This window comes from Pseudarthrobacter sp. NPDC092439 (genome assembly GCF_044754945.1).
Lineage (GTDB): Bacteria > Actinomycetota > Actinomycetes > Actinomycetales > Micrococcaceae > Arthrobacter.
The window spans coordinates 209,711-229,434 of the sequence record NZ_JBIVQB010000005.1 but is presented as its reverse complement, the minus strand read 5'-3'; the positions used below and the strand labels follow the sequence as shown (position 1 = coordinate 229,434).

General features: G+C 66.5%; 21 protein-coding genes and 1 tRNA gene. 12 read left to right on the top strand and 10 right to left on the bottom strand.

All coding sequences use genetic code 11. The annotated features are described in order from the left end of the window. Positions 1 to 295 precede the first annotated feature (295 nt). Entirely contained in the window at positions 296 to 1,096 is an 801-nt protein-coding gene (locus tag ACIQCM_RS12695; RefSeq protein ID WP_400607434.1) for a LysR family substrate-binding domain-containing protein, read from the bottom strand. Between ACIQCM_RS12695 and ACIQCM_RS12690 the strand changes: the two genes are divergently transcribed. Beyond that, positions 1,095 to 1,487 (top strand): DUF5997 family protein, encoded by a 393-nt coding sequence (locus ACIQCM_RS12690; RefSeq protein WP_400606998.1) that lies wholly within the window; start codon positions 1,095 to 1,097, stop codon positions 1,485 to 1,487. The two genes, ACIQCM_RS12695 and ACIQCM_RS12690, sit on opposite strands and share 2 nt — an antisense overlap. An 84-nt stretch (positions 1,488 to 1,571) precedes the next feature. Here the strand turns inward: ACIQCM_RS12690 and ACIQCM_RS12685 are convergent, their stop codons facing one another. The 5 genes from ACIQCM_RS12685 to ACIQCM_RS12665 all read right to left on the bottom strand — a co-directional run bounded on the left by ACIQCM_RS12685 (position 1,572) and on the right by ACIQCM_RS12665 (position 5,653). Beyond that, on the bottom strand, positions 1,572 to 1,952 hold the full coding sequence (locus tag ACIQCM_RS12685; protein WP_400607000.1) for a VOC family protein: 381 nt from the start codon (positions 1,950 to 1,952) through the stop codon (positions 1,572 to 1,574). Positions 1,953 to 2,032: 80 nt separating this feature from the next. Then, positions 2,033 to 3,412, bottom strand: a complete 1,380-nt coding sequence (locus ACIQCM_RS12680) for an FAD-dependent oxidoreductase (protein WP_400607002.1) — start codon at positions 3,410 to 3,412, stop codon at positions 2,033 to 2,035. 9 nt (positions 3,413 to 3,421) lie between these two features. Further along, positions 3,422 to 4,399: a thioredoxin-disulfide reductase gene (gene trxB / locus ACIQCM_RS12675; protein WP_400607004.1), complete on the bottom strand. Its 978-nt coding sequence runs from the start codon at positions 4,397 to 4,399 to the stop codon at positions 3,422 to 3,424. 19 nt (positions 4,400 to 4,418) lie between these two features. Beyond that, a complete protein-coding gene (locus tag ACIQCM_RS12670; protein ID WP_400607007.1) occupies positions 4,419 to 4,853 on the bottom strand; it encodes an arsenate reductase ArsC in 435 nt (144 codons plus the stop codon). A gap of 125 nt (positions 4,854 to 4,978) precedes the next feature. After that, positions 4,979 to 5,653, bottom strand: coding sequence for a metalloregulator ArsR/SmtB family transcription factor (locus tag ACIQCM_RS12665; RefSeq protein ID WP_400607009.1), 675 nt, complete (start codon positions 5,651 to 5,653; stop codon positions 4,979 to 4,981). Between the two features lie 46 nt (positions 5,654 to 5,699). Here ACIQCM_RS12665 and ACIQCM_RS12660 point away from each other — a divergent pair, with 46 nt between their 5' ends. The 4 genes from ACIQCM_RS12660 (at position 5,700) to ACIQCM_RS12645 (ending at position 8,075) form a co-directional block, all read left to right on the top strand. Next, entirely contained in the window at positions 5,700 to 6,431 is a 732-nt protein-coding gene (locus ACIQCM_RS12660; RefSeq protein WP_400607011.1) for an aquaporin, read from the top strand. A 46-nt stretch (positions 6,432 to 6,477) separates the two neighbouring features. Then, a complete protein-coding gene (locus tag ACIQCM_RS12655; RefSeq protein WP_400607013.1) occupies positions 6,478 to 6,822 on the top strand; it encodes an ArsR/SmtB family transcription factor in 345 nt (114 codons plus the stop codon). Positions 6,823 to 6,930: 108 nt separating this feature from the next. Further along, entirely contained in the window at positions 6,931 to 7,539 is a 609-nt protein-coding gene (locus ACIQCM_RS12650; RefSeq protein ID WP_400607015.1) for a hypothetical protein, read from the top strand. Positions 7,540 to 7,628: 89 nt separating this feature from the next. Beyond that, the gene (locus ACIQCM_RS12645; RefSeq protein ID WP_400607017.1) at positions 7,629 to 8,075 is read left to right on the top strand and encodes a pyridoxamine 5'-phosphate oxidase family protein; all 447 of its coding nucleotides are present in this window, start codon (positions 7,629 to 7,631) and stop codon (positions 8,073 to 8,075) included. A 75-nt stretch (positions 8,076 to 8,150) separates the two neighbouring features. On the opposite strand, the gene ACIQCM_RS12640 is transcribed toward ACIQCM_RS12645, so the two are convergent. After that, positions 8,151 to 8,233 (bottom strand) — tRNA-Leu (locus tag ACIQCM_RS12640). Between the two features lie 315 nt (positions 8,234 to 8,548). Here ACIQCM_RS12640 and ACIQCM_RS12635 point away from each other — a divergent pair. The 7 genes from ACIQCM_RS12635 to pknB all read left to right on the top strand — a co-directional run bounded on the left by ACIQCM_RS12635 (position 8,549) and on the right by pknB (position 17,953). Next, positions 8,549 to 9,295: an FhaA domain-containing protein gene (locus tag ACIQCM_RS12635; protein WP_400607019.1), complete on the top strand. Its 747-nt coding sequence runs from the start codon at positions 8,549 to 8,551 to the stop codon at positions 9,293 to 9,295. After that, the gene (locus ACIQCM_RS12630) at positions 9,292 to 9,774 is read left to right on the top strand and encodes an FHA domain-containing protein (protein ID WP_400607022.1); all 483 of its coding nucleotides are present in this window, start codon (positions 9,292 to 9,294) and stop codon (positions 9,772 to 9,774) included. The genes ACIQCM_RS12635 and ACIQCM_RS12630 overlap by 4 nt, the downstream gene beginning before the upstream one ends. 2 nt (positions 9,775 to 9,776) lie before the next feature. Beyond that, positions 9,777 to 11,450 (top strand): PP2C family protein-serine/threonine phosphatase, encoded by a 1,674-nt coding sequence (locus tag ACIQCM_RS12625; protein WP_400607024.1) that lies wholly within the window; start codon positions 9,777 to 9,779, stop codon positions 11,448 to 11,450. Beyond that, a complete protein-coding gene (locus tag ACIQCM_RS12620; protein ID WP_400607027.1) occupies positions 11,447 to 12,844 on the top strand; it encodes an FtsW/RodA/SpoVE family cell cycle protein in 1,398 nt (465 codons plus the stop codon). Before ACIQCM_RS12625 ends, ACIQCM_RS12620 begins: the two co-directional genes overlap by 4 nt. Further along, positions 12,841 to 14,298, top strand: coding sequence for a peptidoglycan D,D-transpeptidase FtsI family protein (locus ACIQCM_RS12615; protein WP_400607029.1), 1,458 nt, complete (start codon positions 12,841 to 12,843; stop codon positions 14,296 to 14,298). Before ACIQCM_RS12620 ends, ACIQCM_RS12615 begins: the two co-directional genes overlap by 4 nt. Continuing rightward, on the top strand, positions 14,295 to 15,992 hold the full coding sequence (locus ACIQCM_RS12610) for a protein kinase (RefSeq protein ID WP_400607031.1): 1,698 nt from the start codon (positions 14,295 to 14,297) through the stop codon (positions 15,990 to 15,992). Before ACIQCM_RS12615 ends, ACIQCM_RS12610 begins: the two co-directional genes overlap by 4 nt. A 77-nt stretch (positions 15,993 to 16,069) precedes the next feature. Beyond that, positions 16,070 to 17,953: a Stk1 family PASTA domain-containing Ser/Thr kinase gene (pknB, locus tag ACIQCM_RS12605; protein WP_400607436.1), complete on the top strand. Its 1,884-nt coding sequence runs from the start codon at positions 16,070 to 16,072 to the stop codon at positions 17,951 to 17,953. A 40-nt stretch (positions 17,954 to 17,993) separates the two neighbouring features. Here the strand turns inward: pknB and ACIQCM_RS12600 are convergent, their stop codons facing one another. The 3 genes from ACIQCM_RS12600 to ACIQCM_RS12590 are packed head-to-tail and all read right to left on the bottom strand — an operon-like array spanning position 17,994 to position 19,599. Continuing rightward, on the bottom strand, positions 17,994 to 18,635 hold the full coding sequence (locus ACIQCM_RS12600) for an anthranilate synthase component II (RefSeq protein ID WP_400607034.1): 642 nt from the start codon (positions 18,633 to 18,635) through the stop codon (positions 17,994 to 17,996). Beyond that, positions 18,632 to 18,808 carry a hypothetical protein gene (locus ACIQCM_RS12595; protein WP_400607446.1) on the bottom strand — a complete coding sequence of 59 codons (177 nt, stop codon included), beginning with the start codon at positions 18,806 to 18,808 and terminating at the stop codon, positions 18,632 to 18,634. The genes ACIQCM_RS12600 and ACIQCM_RS12595 overlap by 4 nt, the downstream gene beginning before the upstream one ends. Beyond that, positions 18,805 to 19,599, bottom strand: a complete 795-nt coding sequence (locus ACIQCM_RS12590; protein WP_400607037.1) for a class E sortase — start codon at positions 19,597 to 19,599, stop codon at positions 18,805 to 18,807. The genes ACIQCM_RS12595 and ACIQCM_RS12590 overlap by 4 nt, the downstream gene beginning before the upstream one ends. Positions 19,600 to 19,724: the final 125 nt, after the last annotated feature.

Below are 19,724 nucleotides of genomic sequence, written 5' to 3'. Positions count from 1 at the left end.
GACCGACGCCGCCCAAAACGTCAAAGCCGAAGGCCAAACCGCCGCCACCGACGTCAAGGACCGCGCCACCAACGCCAAAGACCACATCCAACACAGCTAGAGGGAACCACCGAGGGCCGCTCTTCCGTCCGGAAGGGCGGCCCTCGGTTTCCCCGTCCTAAACCAAGGAGCAACGCCATGAAGAAACTGCTTTTCGCCCTGCTGCCCACCGTCATCAGCCGCATCATGCGCGCCCGGAAGGCGCGCCAGGCCCGCACCGGCCGGCCTGCCCAGCGGAACCGCTACTAGTACGGGCCTACCGTTTACCCTTCTTGCGTGAGCCCTTGCCGCGGCCCTTGTCCGGGTTGGGGGCGTACCGCTGCGCCACCTTGGGTGCCTTCTTCGTTCCGGTTCCGCGCCGGTCCGGTTTGGGTTCCTTCTTCACCTTGACCGGCTGTGCGGACGGCTGGCGGGAACTCTGGGCCGTTCGCCCGCGGACAATCCCGATGAACTCCTCGATGACCTCATCGGTTGCGTCCGCCGGCCATACCAGCGCGATCTCCGTGACGTCGGCTCCGGTGAGCCGCCGCGCCACGGTGTCCTTGACATTGAAGTGGCGCGCCACGGACATGGGCAGGATCACCAGCCCCGCACCGCTGGCGACCACCTGCAGCGCAGGTTCCGGCCCGCCGAGCGCCGCCGCATCCAGGAAGGACTCCTGCTCCAGGTCGGCCAGGGCCACTTCCTCGAACACCGAAATTTCGTGCCCCTTGGGCGCCACCACCACGGGCTGTTCCTCATACAGGGGAATGACGCTGAGGCCCTCGCGCTCTATGGGGAGCCGGACGAACGCCATGTCAGCCAGGCCGTCACGGACCGGGGCGGCCCTGGCGCCGTCGTCGGACATGAACGACTCCAGCGGCACCCCCGGCATGCGCTCCTCCCACCTGCGGATCCACTTGCCGGGTGTAACCCCGGCAACGTAGGCAATCCGGAGGACCCGGGGCGCGTCCTCCGCGGCGGACTGCGGCGGATCGGCGGGGGCGGGGGCGGCTGGGGGCATGGGGTCGGCGGGCACGTCTTCACAGTACCGTCCGCCCGGATACCCTTGAAGCATGACCTCTGCAAACTCCCAGTCCATGAAGCCGGCCACCGTTGCCAAGAAACTTGGCATCTACCTGCCCGCCACGCCCCAGGAGTTCCAGGAATCCACCATCACCCGGGCAGAGTTCGCCGAGCTCCAGTCCAACCCGCCGGAATGGCTCGCGGAACTCCGCCGCAACGGCCCGCACCCCCGCCCGGTGGTGGCGCAGAAGCTGAACATCTCCATCAGCGGCCTGGCCCGCGGCGGCGTTGAGGAAGCGCTGACGACGGCGGAAATCACCGCGCTGCTCCAGGCTCCCCCTCAGTGGCTGGTCACCGAGCGCGCCACGCACGCCGCCGTCCGCGCCGAAGCACAGCGCGTCAAGGAAGAAGCCGCCAAGAAGGAAGCCCGCAAGGCGAGGTAGGCACCCGCGCGAACCAGGGGCTTGTTCACGGATCCGGCTTTGAAGGCAGTGACCCGGGGACAAGCCTCTCGTGTTCGGTGGGATTCAGTCCTGGTGCAGCTGGATGTAGTTGCCGCACCCGTCGTCGAACACCGCCGTGACGCCGAACGGACTCTCCTCGGGCTCCTGCTTGAACGTCACGCCGGCCTGCACGAGCCGCTGATACTCGGCCCGGACGTCCGGCACGCCGAAGACGATCGCCGGTAGGCCGGCGTCGTGCACTGCGTTCATGTAGTCCGCGCCGATGGGGTTGTCGCTGGGTTCCAGCAACAGGCCCGTTGCGTTCTCGCCCGCACCGGGGTCCTTGATGATGAACAGGTTGTGTTCCGGCATGGCCATCAATGTCTCGAAACCGAGCGTTCCCGTGTAGAACTCGTGGGCGGCGGCGGGGTCCGTGACGTGGATGCTGCACATTTTGAGTCTCATGGGTTCGAGGCTACCCGCAAGCCGTCAGCCGCGCGCCAGTTCCTGGCGAAGCTGCAGCACACGCCGCGGATGTCGTCGTGTCAGTTGGTGCCCGAGCGGCCGTGGACCAGTCCGGTGGGAAAGCCGACCAGGACTGGCTCCGGCGCGCCACAACATCCTGCGTCCGCTTCCCCGCCGCGGGGGTCCCCGGCGGGAACGTCGCAGCTGGTGCCGGCATCCGTGGAGCAGACGCCGGTTTCCGGAAGCTCCAGCTGGACGGTGTCCGCTGCTTCCCGGTCTCCAGCCAGGGCCGCCGCTACGGAGCGGACCTGTTCGTAGCCGGTAGCCAGCAGGAAGGTGGGGGCGCGGCCGTAGGACTTCATGCCCACGATGTAAAAGTCCTTGTCCGGGTGGGCCAGGAGCTTCGCGCCATGCGGCGGGACTGTTCCGCAGGAGTGGAATTCGGGGTCGATCAGCGGTCCGAGCTGCACCGGCGCTTCCACGGCGGGATCCAGATCAAGGCGCAGTTCGCGGAGCATGCCGAGGTCGGGGCGGAAGCCGGTGCAGGGAATGACGACGTCGGCCTCCAGGGTGCGGCCGTCCACCGCACCGGCGGTGACGCCCGATCCAGAGGAGGTGAGTGACGCGATTCCGAACCCGGTCTGCAGCTCGATCCGGCCCGCCTCGACGAGGCGACGCAGCCGGGAGCCCAGCTGGCCCCGGGCGGGCAGCCCGTCAGCGTCACCGCCGCCGTATACCTTGTCAGCGGATACGCCGCGGATGGCCCAGAGGAGGCGCGTGCCGGGCTCTTCCTTCGCCAGGTCCGCGAGGTTGGTCAGCATGTTCGCCGCCGAGTGGCCGGCGCCAACCACCAGCACCGTGCGCCCCGCGAACCTGGAACGGTCACGGCCCAGGACATCCGGGAGCGGCGACGAGATCAGGTCCGCCGCGGCCTCTTCCCCGATCGCTGGCAGGCCGGACGTGCCCAGCGGATTTCGGGTGGACCAGGTGCCGGAGGCATCAACGACTGCTGAGACCGCGTGGTCCTGCGTTGAGCCGTCTGCGAGTTGAACCCGGACCACGAACGGGGCAGCATCCCGGTTCTTCACGTGGGTCTTGTCCAGGCCCTGCCGTGTCACGGCGGTGACCCGGGCCCCGGTGTGCAGCCGGGATGCAAGCTGCGGCAGGTTGGCCAGGGGGTCAAGGTAGTTGTCCAGGAGCTCGCCGCCGTAGGGAAGCGCCGACAGCCGCGGCGCTTCCCAGCCGGAGGCCTCCAGGAGCCGCACCGCTGCGGCGTCGAGGTTGAAACGCCACGGAGAGAACAGTCTGATGTGCCGCCACTGGGCAATGGCCGCGCCCGCCGTCGTGCCCTGTTCGAAGACGACCGGCTCCAGGCCGCGCTCCAGCAGGTGTGCCGCGGCGGCCAGGCCTATCGGACCGGCACCGATCACGGCGACTGGAAGGTTGTTCTGTCCGTTCATGGCGGTTCCTTAGTTGTGGGTGGGTTCCTCGACGAGTGCGGTGGCGATGCTGTCCGCGTCCTCCAGTGCGGCCAGGTAGCGCTCCGCGTCCAGCGCGGCGGCGCAGCCGGTTCCGGCCGCGGTGATGGCCTGCCGGTAGCGGTGGTCCACCGCGTCACCGCAGGCGAAAACGCCGGAGAGGTTGGTGACCGTGGTGGGCGAATCCACCTTGATGTAGCCTTCGGCGTCCAGGTCCACCTGGCCGGCGAGCAGTTCGGTGCGGGGCACGTGCCCGATTGCCACGAACAGGCCGGTGGCCGCGTGCTCGCGGGTTTCGCCGGTGCGGGTGTCCGTCAAAGTGACGCCGGTGACCTTGTCCTCACCGTGGATGGCGGTGACGGCTGAGTTCCAGGCGAAGCTGATCTTCGGGTTGTCCTTGGCGCGCTGGGCCATGATGCGCGAGGCACGCAGTTCGTTCTTGCGCACGACGACGGTCACGGACTTCGCGAAGCGCGTCAGGAAGGTGGCTTCCTCCATGGCGGAATCGCCGCCGCCCACCACGACGATGTCCTGCTCGCGGAAGAAGAAGCCGTCGCATGTGGCACACCACGACACACCGTGGCCGCTGAGTTTCTTCTCCTCCGGGAGCCCGAGTTCCTTGTAGGCGGAGCCGGTGGCCAGGATGAGCGCGGGGGCCTCGTAAGTCTCCCCGGCGCCGGTGACCACGCGCTTGAGGTGGCCGGTCAGCTCAACGGACGTGGCGTCGTCGAACACTACCCTCGCGCCGAACTTCTCGGCCTGCTCCTGGAGCCCGTCCATGAGTTCGGGACCTTGGATGCCACCCGGGAAGCCAGGGAAGTTCTCCACCTCGGTGGTGTTCATCAGCGCGCCGCCGGCGGTTACGGATCCGGCCAGGACAAGGGGCCGCAGCCCCGCCCGCGCCGCGTAAATTGCCGCCGTGTAGCCTGCCGGGCCGGAACCGATGATGATCAGCTGTTCGTTGCTCATGGTGTCTCCTCGGGAAGGCTTACTGGGCGTCCGCGTGCTGCGCCGGCACCAGCTCGGTGATCAGCTGCTCGATGCGGGACTTGATCTGGTCCCGGATGGGGCGGACCGACTCCACGCCCTTGCCGGCCGGATCCTCCAGCACCCAGTCCTCGTAGCGCTTGCCCGGGAAGTACGGGCACTCGTCGCCGCAACCCATGGTGATCACCACGTCGGACTCCTTGACGGCCTCCGTGGTGAGGACCTTGGGAACCTCGGCGGACATGTCGATGCCCAACTCCGCCATGGCTTCCACGGCTGCCGGGTTGATCTTGTCCGCAGGCTTGGATCCGGCCGAGCGGACCTCGATGGCACCCTTGCCCAGGGTGGTCAGGAAGGCGGCGGCCATCTGGGAGCGTCCTGCGTTGTGTACGCAGACGAAAAGGACGGACGGCTTTCTGGCTGTTTCAGTAGTCAATGGACTTCTCCTTGATTTGTAGTGCTCTATATGGGCTACACCCGGCCGCTGCCGTCCCCGCAGGATATTGATGAGGATCGATACAGCGAGTATCGCCGGATACATCGATGAATGTCAATATGTTCTTAGGCGGCCTTCAGGCGGGGCGCCAGCCCGGCGATCCGGGATTCCAGGTCCCGGTAGGTTTCCGCGAAAGCCTGGCTGTTGTTGCGTCGAAGCGGATCCGGGACGGACCAGTGGACCGCGCGAAGGGACGGCAGCTCCTCGTGGGCGTTGTCGCAGACAGTGACAACAAAGTCGTCGGCACCTGCCACCTGGTCAAGGTGCTGCGGCGCGGCGGCCGGCAGCCGCAGCCCGTGGTGCCATGCGATGTCTATGGCGCCGGCCGCGACAGCCTCCGCCGGATGCGTGCCAGCCGACACCGCCGGAATCCCGCTCATCCGGCCCCACAGGGCCGCGGCCAACTGAGAGCGGGCCGCGTTGGCCGTGCACACGAACAGGACCCTCCGCACCGCGTGCGTCACTCCGGGGGCCAGCCCTTCCAGCGCGCCGGAAGCGAGCCGGATGTACGTGCGGCGCCGGTCCCCCTCCGACCGGCCGCGGGTAACCATGCCTGCCTGTTCCAGCGTGCGCAGGTGGTGGGACAGCAGGTTGGATGTCATTCCGAGTTCGGCCTGCAGTTCAGAAGGCGAGAGGTCGCCAAGGGTCAGCAGGTCCACGATGCGGAGGCGCGCGGGATCGGCGAGGGCAGCGTGTTTCGCCACGCGTTCCTCCAGGGCCGAATTTTCCTCAAGTTCCATTGCCTCAAGTTTGACTGAGGTAACTCGAGGGGTCAAGCTGTATTGCATGACTTCTTCCCAACCGCCGCTCTGGCGCCGCGCCGCCGCTGAACTGCTCGGAACCGGACTGCTCGTGGCCATCGTGGTGGGCTCGGGCATCATGGCCGAACAGCTCTCACCCAACGATGTGGGCCTGCAGCTGCTGCAAAACAGCATGGCCACCGTTTTCGGGCTTACCATCCTCATCCTCATGCTCGGGCCCGTCAGCGGGGCGCACTTCAACCCGGTGGTCTCTTTGGCGGACTGGCTCCTGGGGCACCGCAACGGCGCAGGGCTGACCCTGTCCGAAGCGGGTCTCTACAGCGCCGCCCAGGTGGCCGGCGGCGTCGGCGGCAGCGTGCTCGCGAACGCAATGTTCGACGTCGGAACCTCCTTCTCCGGCAAGGACCGCCTCACCGGAGCGCACGCGCTGAGCGAAGTAGTGGCCACTGCGGGACTCATCCTGTTGATCTTCGCGCTCGCGCGCACGTCGCGGGGCATGCTGGCGGCACCGGCGGTGGGCGCCTACATTGGCGCCGCCTACTGGTTCACGTCCTCCACCTCTTTCGCGAACCCCGCCGTGACCGTGGGCCGGATCTTCAGCGACACGTTTGCCGGTATCGCACCCGGTTCGGTCCCGGGCTACATCGTTGCGCAGGCAGCCGGCGGAGCGGTAGGACTGGGCCTGGTCCTGCTGCTGTTCCCCACGGCCGGCAAAGCGGCCGACGACGTCGTGGTGCCCCACCAGGCGGATAACTAACCCGCCGCATATATTGATGGGCGTCGATTTGGGGGATAATGGGGCCATGACCGCCCCAACAGTCCAGGATCCCAGGACCACCTGCTGTCCGCCGGAGGCAGGACATGCCTTGTCTGCCCCGGCCGCCGCGGACGCAGCACGCGTCTTCAAGGCCCTCGCCGACCCGAACCGGCTGCGGCTGCTCTCCCTTGTTAAATCCTCCGAGACCGGGGAACGCTGCGTCTGCGATCTTACGGAGCCGCTCGGCCTGGGCCAGCCAACCGTGTCCCACCACCTGAAAACCCTGGTGGACGCCGGGCTGCTGCACCGCGAAAAAAGGGGGACGTGGGCCTACTACTCGTTGGCGCCGGGAGCACTCGAAGGCGCCGCAGGACTTCTGGCCGGACTCTGACCGGACTGTGGTGGTTCGTCCCCATTGACCCGGGGCCCAGCACGGGATGCAATGGAATTACCAGCCCAGCCAGCATTTGACCGGGCGTGGGCAATGGAGGTGTCCTGAATGTCCGCCGCTCAGCTCGTGTTCCAGGGTGCATGGGTCTTCGTCCTGTGCGGCACGGTCCTGCTGGCCAGTGTGGCCGGTACTGCCCTGGTGGTGCGGCGGCATGCCGGTGACGGAACAATGGCAGAACGCCCGGACCAGCTCTTCTGGGACGTTTTCCTGGGCGCAGCGGTTGCGATTCCCGCGCTGCTCATCCCCACGCTCATGGCGCCGCCGGCAGGACTCCTGCTGGGCCTCGCAGCCACAGCGGCAGGGATAGCAGCCTACCGCGGCGCCCCTCGACTCGCGCAATGGCGTGAACAACGGCGGAACGCCAGACTGCGGCTTCCCCTCCACCGGGCGGCGCAGGTGCAGCACCAGGAACTGCTGGCACGGTGGCGGCGTTACGAGCTGGACCCGGCCTGTGCCATCGACTACCCGGGGATCACGGACGTGCGCCTGCCGGAAACATCAGCGCTGATCAGGGCGATGCGGGACGCTGACCTGCTGGCGGGCAGCGCACATCCCGGTTATCCTGCGGCGGTGGCGGCCCTCGCTGAATCGCTGGCAGCAGCCGAGCGGGCCGCCGGAGCCGCTTCCGGCCATGCTCGCGACCCGGAGCGCGGATAACCACGCACGATCCTTGGCCCGCAGAAATCCGGGAAAGGGCAGGACAAAGGACCCTGTTGCCGCCTTCCCGGCGTAGGTAGTCTCGGGCCATGAACAACCCAGCAGACCATCCGGACACGGAAAACCTCAGCCTCCATGACTGCTGGGCCTTCCTGCAAAGTTCCTCGATCGGCAGGCTCGCGGTCATCAGCGGCGGGAAACCGGAAATCTTTCCCGTGAACTTCCTGCCGGACCATTCCACCATCCTCTTTCGCACCGCACCCGGAACCAAGCTCGATGCAGTCGCGGCCGGTTCGCCGGTTGTCATGGAGGCGGACGGTCTGAACGACTACGGCACTATCGCGTGGAGCGTCATTGTCAAGGGGACGCCCGAACAGGTGGATCCGTCGGAGGTGCCCTTCGGCCTGGCACAGTGGGAACCCGGTAAGAAGGCAAGGCTGGTCCGGATCACACCAACCGAGGTGACGGGCCGGCGATTTGTGATCAATCCGAACATGGGATGGTGGCAGCCCGAGAGCGCACGTCCGATCGCATAACCCGTCCCAAAAACCAAAACACCCCCGGTCCGTAGACCGGGGGTGTTTGGGATGATGTCCTGGAACATCGTTGCGTGCGCGAGGGGGGATTTGAACCCCCACGCCCTTTCGGACACTGGCACCTGAAGCCAGCGCGTCTGCCGTTCCGCCACTCGCGCGCAACTTCTTTCACTGTTCGCGTCCGGTTCCCCGATCCGCGCCCTGCAAAAGCAGCGAGATCAAGCATAACGGACACTTGCCGCAAAACACCAATCGGGCTCCAGCACGGCCCGCCAAGTCAGCTCGGCGGCCGGGAACACCAAACTTTTGGCGGCGCCCGGCCGTTTGGAATTAAGGTCATTCACAGGCCCGCCCAGTACTATCGGATATAGGAGTGCCCGCCAATGGCAGGCTTCCGGCAGAGTCACGGGCTACACCACGTGTGCAGTTCCACCGCCAATAATGCCCCGCGGCCGGGGGGAAAGGAGAAGACCATGGGTTTGCTGGACAAAGTTGAACGCGGCATTGAAAAGGCTGTCCGGGGCGTCTTCTCCACCGGCTCCAAAGCCCAGGTTGAACCGGTGGAAATCGCCAGCAGGCTCCGCCGGGAAGTGGATCACAAGGCACTGACGGTTGCCGCGGGCCGGACCTTGGCCCCCAACGTCTTTGACGTGCAGCTCAGCGGGGAGGACTTCGCCCGGGCACAGGAATGGGGCACGCCCCTCGCCGAGGAACTCTGCGACGTTGTCATCAACCACGTCCGCAGCCAGGGCTACACGCTGCAGGGGCCGGTCCGCATTTCCTTCCGCCGGCAGGAAGAACTCCGCGGCGGGGACTTTGAAATCGTCTCCCGCACCGAGCGCAGCGAGAATTCCCCGGGTTCGCCCGGCTCCGCGCGGCCCATGATGCCGGCGGCCCCCAGCCGCCCGCCGGTCCGCCTCCAGCCCGTGCTGGACATCGATGGCCAGCGCTATTCGCTGAACGCGCCGTCGATAGTCCTTGGCCGGTCCTCCGAGGCTGACATCCTGATCGAGGACACCGGTGTGTCCCGCCGCCATCTGGAGATCCGCACCGGGAACGGCGTGACCCACGCGGTTGACATGGGTTCCACCAACGGAAGCTATGTCAATGGCCAGCGGGTCTCCGGAAGCACCGAGCTCACGGACGGCTCCACCATCACGATGGGACGGACAAAAATCATCTTCCGCCTGCTTCCCGCCAGCTCCGGGGGCCGCGCATGAGCGACCTCACCATCACGGCACTGCGGTTCGGTTTCCTTCTGCTGCTCTGGGTGCTTGTTTTCAGCATCGTCTCGGCCATGCGCAGGGACCTGATGGTGGGCCGCAAGGCAGCATCCGGGACGCCAACTGCGCGCGAGGTCCGTAAGCATCCGGAGCTCGCCGAAGCGCCTCCGCAGCCAGTAAAGCAGCAGGCCCACCAGCTTGTGGTGGTTGAAGGTCCGCTCAAGGGCACCACCCTTCCCCTCGCAGCCAGCCCGATCCTCTTAGGACGCGCCCAGGAGGCCACGCTGGTCCTGGAGGACGACTACGCCTCCGGCCGCCATGCCAAGCTGTTCCCCCAGGGCAGCCGCTGGTTCATCGAGGACCTGGGCTCCACCAACGGGACCTACCTTGCAGACCAGCAGCTCACCCGTGCCCTCCCTGTGGAGCCCGGCGTTCCCGTGAGGATCGGCAAGACGGTCATTGAATTGAGGCCATAGCCGTGGCTGTCCCCGAGACCCCTGCCACCGGGCAAGCGCCCGCAGGGCGGCCTCTCATCATGCGTTTCGCCGCCCGCTCGGACGTCGGCCGGATCCGGTCCAAGAATGATGATTCTGCCTACGCTGGCCGCCACCTTGCCGTGGTGGCGGACGGAATGGGCGGCCACGCAGGCGGCGACGTCGCGTCTGCCGCGACTGTCCTGGACATGATCCACATTGACCGCGGAGACTACGCAGGCGAGGCCTCCACCACCCTGGCTGACGAGATCCAGACAGCCAACTCGCTGCTTTCCGAACTGGTCCACGTCAATCCCAAGCTTGCCGGCATGGGCACCACGGTCACCGCCCTGCTCCTCGCAGAAGGGAAACTGCACTTCGCCCACATCGGTGACTCCCGCGCCTACCGCCTCCGCAACGGCAAGTTCGAACAGATCAGCGTCGACCACACGTTCGTCCAGCGCCTCATCGACGAAGGCCGGCTCCGCCCCGAAGAAGCCGAATCCCATCCGCACAAGAACGTCCTTATGCGCGTCCTGGGCGATGTGGATGCCAGCCCCGAACTGGACCTGGACACCCTCGACGTGGAGCCCGGTGAACGTTGGCTGCTCTGCTCCGACGGACTCAATTACGTTGCCGGACACGCGGTGGAGCGAACGGTCCGCGAAACCAAGGACCTCCGCGAATGCGTAGAAACACTGGTGGACCTCACCCTCGAGGCTGGCTCACCGGACAACGTCACCGTGGTGATGGTGGAGATCGTGGAGGAAACGCACGACGACGTCCGCACGGCCGCGGTCGACGTCGTTCCTTCGCAAACGGCCAGCGCCGCCGCGGCGGCCGCGGTTGCCAAGGCAGCCCGCGGTGACGGCAAAACCGCCGCAGAAGCCCGGGACGGCCGCGCAAAGGACGGCGCTCCGGACGCCGCAGCCGACAAAGCCGGCAAAGGCAGCAGCCCGACCGCCACCTCCGGTGATGTAGGGGCCACGGACCCGAACCTGGGCGAACACCTCTCAGCCGAAGTGCTGCGCGAGGAACTGGCCTCCCGGCCGCATGAACTGGTGGGGGCAGCGGCGGCCGCCGCCGAATCCGGGTCGATTCCCAGCATCGCCGGACGTACCGTGGCACGCCGTGCGGCCACGGTCCTCACCCACAAGGCCGAGCCCAACGGGGAAGCTGATGAAATCCTTGAGCCCGCCAAGCCCCGTCGCTGGGTCACGTGGTCCGTGGCGGCGGCGCTCCTGGTCGCGCTCACTGCCGGCCTGTGGCTGGGCTATGCGTGGACCCAGACCCGCTACTACATCGGTGAGTTCGATTCGCGCGTGGCCATCTTCAACGGTGTCTCCCAGCGGCTCGGGCCTATTCCGCTGTCCACACTGGAGGCCGTTACGGATATCCGCGTGGACTCCCTGCCTCCGTTCTCCCAGCAGCGGGTCCGGCAGACGGTACCTGCCAGCGACCTGTATGACGCGCAACGGATCGTGAAGAACCTCGAACTAACCGGCACCACGTCACCGGAGGAAGGCTGCCCCACTGCGGCGGCTTCCCCCAGCCCCACGGCCGCTCCCACGGCCACTGCAACCAGACCGGCACCCTCTGCCACCGCCAAGCCATCCGCCGGGGCCACCACGCCCGCGCCCTCCCCCAGCCCTGCCGTGACCTGCGAGGTGGGCCAGTGAGCCAGCTCAGTACCGCCATCAAGCCGCGCCGCAACGTCGAGCTTGCCCTGCTCCTCCTCGCCCTGGCCGTCGGCATCGGTGCCAACATGCTGGTGGGCGTGGACCAGGAGAAGGCCTTCGACTCGGACTTCTGGTTCCAGTCGAGCCTCCTGGCCGTGGCAGCCTTCATCTTCCATGTGGCCCTGCGCCTGCGTGCAAAATATGCCGATCCGGTAATGCTTCCGCTCGTGGTGGCCCTTAACGGCCTGGGGCTCGCCATGATCCACCGGCTCGATGAGCCAGGCGGCGACACCGGCAACAACCAGCTGCGCTGGACCCTGATCGCCATGGCCGTGTCCATCGCCGTGATCTGGTTCCTCAAGGACCACCGCATCCTGCGGCGCTTCACCTTCATCTCGCTGGCAGCCAGCGCCCTGCTGCTGATCCTTCCCCTGATCCCGGGCATCAGCGCCGGCGAAATCCTGGGCGCCAGGGTCTGGATCCGCCTTGGTCCCATGACCTTCCAGCCGGGCGAAGTCGCCAAGATCACCCTTGCTATATTCTTCGCTGGGTATCTTTCATCCAACCGGGACCTAATCCTCCTGGCGGGCCGCAAGATCGGACCGCTCCAGTTCCCGCGCTTCAAGGACATGGGCCCCATGATCACCGCCTGGCTGGTCAGCATCGGCGTACTGATCTTCCAGCGGGACCTCGGTTCCTCCGTCCTGTTCTTCGGCCTGTTCATTGTGATGATCTATGTGGCCACCAGCCGGATCAGCTGGGTGGTCATCGGCGTCGCCCTCATCCTGGGCGGCGGTTTCGTGGCATCGCGGGTGTTCTCCCACGTTGGACTCCGGATTGACGGCTGGCTGAATGCCTTTACCGAGGAGGTCTACGGCCGGTCACCCGGCGGCAGCCACCAAATCGTGCAAGGGCTCTTTGGCATGGCCAACGGCGGTCTCGTAGGTACCGGCCTGGGCCAGGGCCGCCCCAACCTGGTGCCGTTCGCCAACAGCGACATGATCATTGCTTCATTAGGCGAGGAACTCGGCCTCATTGGCCTCTTTGCCGTGGTCCTGATGTACCTTCTGCTGTTCACCCGGGGCTTCCGGGCGGCGCTGGGCACACGCGATGCCTTCGGCAAACTCCTGGCCTGCGGCCTGTCCTTCGCTGTTGCCTTGCAGTGCTTCGTGGTGATCGGCGGCGTGACGCGCCTGATCCCGCTCACCGGCCTGACCACGCCGTTCCTGGCTGCCGGGGGTTCCTCGCTGCTGGCCAACTGGATCATCGTGGGCCTGCTGCTGATGATTTCCAATACTGCCCGGGGGCCCGTGGACACCACCCCGCTGCCGCCGGCAAAAGGCGGCGAACCCCTGGGCATCGATACCCCCACCGAGACGGTGAAGAGCGCATGAACCAGGCCATCCGGAATTCGTGGGTCGCAGCTGTGGCCATGTTTGCGCTGCTCTTCGGAGCCATCAGCTACGTCCAGGTCGTGGGCGCAGATGAACTCCAGGCCAACCCGTGGAACCAGCGCGCCATCCTCCAGAACTACTGCAATGACCGGGGTGCCATCGTCGTGGATGGAACCCCGATTGCAGAGTCCGTGGAAGGCTCGGAGTCCTGCAAGTTCCAGCGGACTTATCCCCAGCCGGAGCTCTATGCCGGCATCACAGGGTACTTCTCGCAGAACTTCGGCGCCACCGGGCTGGAGCGCACCATGGGTGAACAGCTCGCCGGAAGTTCGGACCAGCTGTTCCTGGACCGGGTGGGGCAGCTCTTCCTGGGAAACCAGCCCAAGGGCGCCTCGGTGGAACTGACCATCGACTCCGAGCTCCAGAAGCTGGCCTACAGCCTTATTCCGGACGGTCAGCGGGGATCCATCGTGGTCACCGATCCCAAGACCGGTAACATCCTGGCCCTGGTCTCCAAACCCTCCTACGACCCCAACCTGGTGGCTACCCAGGATCCGGGAGCAGAAGCCGCCAACATGGCGGAACTCGTCAAGGTCCCTGGAATCAACCTGAACCAGAACGTCAGCGGCCCCACGGGCGCCCTGCTGGCTCCTGGCTCGGTCTTCAAGCTCGTGGACACGGCGGCCGCCCTGGAGTCCGGCAAGTACGACGCGGACAGCGAACTGCCCAACCCGGCGGAAATGTCGTTCCCGGGCATCGACTACAAGCTCCCCAACTACGCCGGCGGAAACTGCTACACCCGGGACAAGGCCAGTTTCGCGTTCGCGCTGCAGCAGTCCTGCAATACCCCCTTCGCGAGCATCGCCCTGGACCTGGGCCGCGACGCCATCGCGGAACAGGCCGCCAAGTTCGGCTTCGGCCAGGACCTGGGCGGCCAGCTGAAGCTAGGCTACGCCCGCGGCAACGGGTTCCCGGACGGGCTGGACGAGCCCGGCCTGACCCAGTCCGCCATCGGCCAGAAGGACGTCCGGGCCACTCCGCTGCAGGTTGCGCTCATGACCGCGGCAATCGCCAACGACGGAGTGCAGATGCAGCCCAACCTCGTCAAGGCACTGCGTGCTCCGGACCTTCGCATCATCGAAGAACCGCAGCCGCAGCAGCTGCGCACGTCCACCACTCCGGAGATCGCCGGCCAGATCACCGAGTGGATGGCCAGTGCCGTATCGGAAGGCATTGCCAGGGGCGCAGCGGTACCGGGAGTCCAGGTGGCGGGCAAGACCGGCACCGCCGAACTCGGCAACGGAACCAACAATTCCTGGTTCACCGGGTTCGCACCCGCCAATGACCCGCAGGTGGTGGTCACTATCGTCATGGAAGGCGTGGATATCACCACCGGCGCACAGCTAACCAGTCCCAACGCGAAGAGAATTTTTGAGGCGGTGTTGAATAAGTGAGGCCTACAACCGGAATCACCCTCGGCGGAAGGTTCCAGCTGACCACGCGGATCGCGATCGGCGGCATGGGTGAAGTCTGGAAAGCCAAAGACCTCGTCTTGGGCCGCATCGTTGCGATCAAGGTGCTCAAAGAGGAATACACGGGTGACCCCGGCTTCCTGCAGCGCTTCCGTGCGGAGGCCCGGCACACGGCCCTTCTGAACCACGTGGGCATCGCCAACGTCTTCGACTATGGCGAAGAAGAAGGCTCCGCTTACCTGGTCATGGAACTGGTCCCGGGACAGCCGCTGAGCAGCATCATCGAGCACGAGCAGGTGCTCTCGCCGGACCGCACACTGTCCATGATTGCGCAGACGGCCCGGGCGCTCTCAGTGGCCCATGAGCAGGGCCTGGTGCACCGAGACATCAAGCCCGGCAACCTGCTGATTACCCCCGACGGCCGCGTCAAGGTCACAGACTTCGGCATCGCCCGGCTCGCGGACCAGGTGCCGCTGACCCAGACCGGCCAGGTGATGGGGACCGCCCAGTACCTGGCGCCTGAGCAGGCCACGGGGCAGACCGCCACCGGCTCTTCGGATATCTATTCGCTGGGCGTCATCGGCTACGAATGCCTCACCGGGCACCGGCCGTTCTCCGGCGAGTCCCAGATCGCCATCGCCCTGGCCCAGGTCAACGATGCTCCGCCGCCTCTGCCGGACACGCTGCCCGCACCGGTGCGCGCGCTGTTGATGTCAATGCTCGCCAAGGATCCCAAGAACCGGCCGGCGAACGCCATCAAGCTGGCGGAGGCAGCCGAGGCTATCCGCAACGGTGACATCGGGGCGGCGCGGGCAGCCGTCCCCGGCATGCTGCTGTTCGACGCCGAAACCGGTCCCATCACCGCGCCCGTGGACACCGCAACTGCGCCCACCGGCGTCATTGGTGCGCACCGCGACTCTTCCCCTACGCCGACGTCGGCCCTTCCCGTCCTGGGCGCCGGTGCCGCCGGCGCCGCGGCAGGGACAGCCGCAGCTGCGGATGGCCAGGGACCCCAGGGCGCGCTGGCGCGCGCGAATGCCCTCGCCGCAGAGCGCCACTGGGACCAGGAAGACGACACCTACGACGACGAACCCGCCGATGAGCCCGGGCGCAAGGGCCGCAGCCCGTGGACGTGGCCGCTGATTGCGCTGATCATCCTGCTGCTGTTCGCCCTGGTTGGGTTCTTCCTCAACCAGGCGGGCGTCCTGTTCCCGGCGAACAGCCCCACTGGCGCTGTCACCAGCAGCGCGGCGAGCAAGAGTTCCACGCCGACGCCGACGTCGGAGTCCCCGACTCCCACGCCCACCGAGGATACGCCTACGCCCACCGAAGAGCCCGAAGAGATGGTCAACGTGATCCCCGCAGCCTACCTGGGCAAGGATTACCGGCAGGTCCAGGCTGAGCTGGCCGCCATGGGGCTGCTGGTGACCGTGATCCCTCAGGAGACCTCCGCCGCTGCCCCGGGTGAGGTCCTGGAACTCAACCCCACCGGGGAAATGCCCAAGGGAACACCGATTACCATCGTCTACGCCGTGGCCCCGCCCGAGACCACCGCGCCCGCGCCGACGCCAGAGCCAACCACCTCCTCCGTGGCTGCGCCCTCCGCCGGCTCCGTCCTGCCCGTGTGCGGCACCGGTGAAGAGCCCGGCACGCCGCCTACCTGCGCCGCCCCGTAACCGACGGAACCGCCGTGAACGAAGCACCTCGGAACCAAAGCCCGCGCACGCCGCTCCACCGGGAGGACAGCCTTCCGGTGGACAACCAGCGTGTCCTCAGTGGGCGCTATGAACTGGGCGCGCTGATTGGCCGCGGCGGCATGGCGGACGTCTACAGGGGAACTGACACCCGCCTGGGACGGACAGTGGCCATCAAGCTGCTCCGTCCGGACCTGGCGCGCGATCCCCAGTTCCAGGCGCGCTTCAAGCGCGAAGCCCAGTCCGTGGCGGCGCTGAACCATTCGTCCATCGTGGCCATCTACGACACCGGCGAACATACGGTCCACGACGGCTCGGAGGACAATGTCCGGGTTCCCTATATCGTCATGGAATTCGTAGACGGAAAGACCATCCGTGACCTGATCCGCGCCAAGGACGTCACCATCGCCCAGGCCATCGACTACTGCCTGGGCGTCCTCTCCGCGCTGGAGTACAGCCACAAAACCGGCATCGTGCACCGCGACATCAAACCCGCCAATGTGATGCACTGCCCGCGCGACAACTCCGTGAAGGTCATGGACTTCGGTATTGCCAGGGCCATGGCAGACTCATCCGCAACGATGACCCAGACCCAGGCCGTGGTGGGAACCGCGCAGTACCTTTCGCCCGAACAGGCCCGGGGTGAAACGGTCGATGCGCGCAGCGACCTCTACTCCGCGGCGTGCCTCCTCTATGAAATGCTTACGTACCGGCCTCCCTTCGTGGGCGACAGCCCCGTCTCCGTGGCCTACCAGCACGTCCGCGAAATCCCCGAGCCGCCCAGCAGCCTGAACCCGCAGGTCACCCCCGCCCTGGACACGGTGCTCGCGAAGGCTCTCCAGAAGAACCGGGCGGACAGGTTCCAGGATGCCGCCGCGTTCCGCCGTGCCCTCCGCGCGGCCCGCGCCGGGATCCCGGTCCCGCCGGTGCCCGCGTCCGAGGCCCAGACCGACCCCAACGACCATGTGCCCACTCCGGATGCCCCGCCCACCGAGGCATTCGCAATGGCCGGCCCGGGTTTCCTTGAGGGACCTCCCACCGGCCGCCTCGCTGCCTCCCGGGAATACGCGGACGACGGCGGAACTTCAGTTTCCGGGCCTCCGGCGGTGAGGCACGAAGCGGCGGATGCCATGCCCTTGGGGCTCCCGCCGGAACGTTCGCGGACAGCCCGGCAGGATTCGCGCCGTCGTACCTGGATCGCCACCTTGGTCGTATTCACCCTGCTAGTTCTGGCCGGAGGCGGCCTCTGGGTCTACAACATCGTCAACCGTCCGGAGCCCGCGGCTGCCATGGTGAAGATTCCCGCGGTGGCCGCCATGACGGAGTCGGAGGCGCTGCAGGAGCTGTACAACGCCGGACTGCGGCCCAAAATCGCCAGGTCCCAAAACGACACCGTGAAAAAGGGTGTTGCGGTCGGCACCGACCCGGCCTCGGGAACGTCCCTGGAGCCGGGCTCGGAAGTGGTCCTTAACATCTCCGAGGGCCCCAGCGCCGTCAAGGTTCCGGCCAACCTGCCCGGCATGACCGAGGCCGCCGCGCGTGACCTGCTGCGTGAAGTTGGCCTGTCCGGAGCCCCGTCAACCACCACCGCCAACAGCGCCACCGTGCCTGCCGGCGTGGTGATCACCACCAGTCCCGCGCCGGGCCAGAGCGTCGGCGTTGGAACGGCTGTAGAGCTGGTGGTATCCACCGGCAAGGTGGCACTGCCGGAGCTCCGCGGCCGCACCCGGGCCGAGGCGGAAGCTGCCTTGAAGGAGCTGGGCCTGGTGGCCACAGTGATCCAGGCCGCGAACGCTCAAGTGCAACCGGGACGTGTCACGGACCAGAGTGAGCCGGTGAACACGCTGGTTCAGCAGGGCAGCACCGTAACCATCGTGGTGGCCAAGGCGCCGCCGCCTTCCCCCGCGCCCACCCCCAGCCCGACAGTCACCAAGAAGGGCTAGGAGAGATATTCCCTATGCGGAATATCCGGCGTACGCAACGCTAGTGCTGAATGAGCGGGCTCAGTTTGGCGGCTTTGGCTGCAGCCCCCTTCATGCCCAACGATTCAAGCCAGTTGCCCAGCATCTGGTAACCGCCCTCAGTGAGTACCGACTCAGGGTGGAACTGGACGCCGCACAGCGGCGCCGTCTTGTGCTGCAGCCCCATAACCACCCCTGATGCAGTCTGCGCGGTGACCTCCAGCACGTCCGGGATGGTGTCCCGGACCGCTGCCAGCGAGTGGTAGCGGGTAGCAGTGACGGGGGAGGGGAGACCGGCGAAAACGCTGGTTCCGATGTGTTCCACCAGGGACGTCTTGCCGTGCATGAGCTCCGGGGCATGGGTGACCTTGCCGCCGAAGGCCTCCGCCAGGGCCTGGTGCCCCAAGCACACGCCGAACATCGGGACACTGTTCTCGCCGCACCACCTGATCAGGTCGATGCAGACGCCAGCCTCTGCGGGGTTGCCCGGGCCGGGAGACACGAGCACGCCGTCACGCGTGCCGGCCAGTTCGATGGCCTCGGCCAAGGTGACGTCATCGTTGCGGACAACGGTGGTCTCGGCGCCGAGTTCCTGGAGGTAGCCCACCAGGGTGTAGACAAAGCTGTCGTAGTTATCCACTACGAGGATCTTGGTTGTGGTCATGGCTGGCTTGAGGAACCAATCGTTGAGTCGGTCAGGGACGTGTATTCGGACATCCAGGGGAACAGGAACTGGACCATCAGTACCACGGCGGCCGCCACCAGCACCACGGAGGTCACGATGCGGACCCACAGCGGACCGGGGAGGTGGCGGAAAATCCACGCGTACATGCTCATCCCTTCCCTGTTGCTGCAGCCACCTGGGCGGCGATCTCAGGTGGAGGTCCGGCAGATGCGGGACGCCAGGTGTCCAGGAGGGAATAGGCGATGATGCGTTCCTCGGCCCCGAAACGGGGATTGCAGCTGGTCATCGTTAGGTATCTTTCCGTTGGCTTTACGCCGGGAGCGGTGGGAACGGGCTCCAGGACGTCCGTGCGCTGCGGCATCACGATCTGGTTGTTGCGGAACACGTAGACGTAGAAACCGTCCCTGGTCTGCACGTAGATCCTGTCTCCCGGCACCAGCGTGTGGATGTTGTCCAGGACGGCGCCATGGGTCTGCCGGTGACCGGCCACGGCAAAGTTTCCCACGGCACCGGGCATGGCTGTTGAGGGGTAGTGCCCCAGGCCCAGCGTGTCCAGTACGTCGTCCGTGGTTCCCTCCACGATGGGCCGGGTGTACGAGGTACCGAAACGGGGAATGTAGATAATTCCGATGGTGCCGGCGTGTGGGGGCGCGGTACCCACCACAGGCTCACCGAACCCTCTGGTCGCGGGCTCATCGACCGGGGCTGCGGGAGCGGCGGACGGCTGGGCCGGTTGACCTAACTCCTGTGCGAACTCCTTGATGACCTGGCTCTGCCTTGCGTCGGATTCGATGTTGGTCCACCAGAGCTGCCAGGCAACGAAAAGAAGCAGGATGATGCCGGCGGTGATCAGCAGCTCGCCGATGGCCTGAACGGCGCCGCGCAGAATGACGACGCCGGCCGCCGGCGCAGTGCGGGGCCTCGCCTTCTCCTGCAACACCACGCGTTCTCCTCAAGGGCGGTTCCACTGGGCGGGGCCCGCCCATGAACTGCGGCTAGAATTGGCTGCTAGTAAGAATCAAGTGTGACCAACAAGATTTCATCAAGATCGCGCAGACCGCTGGCAAT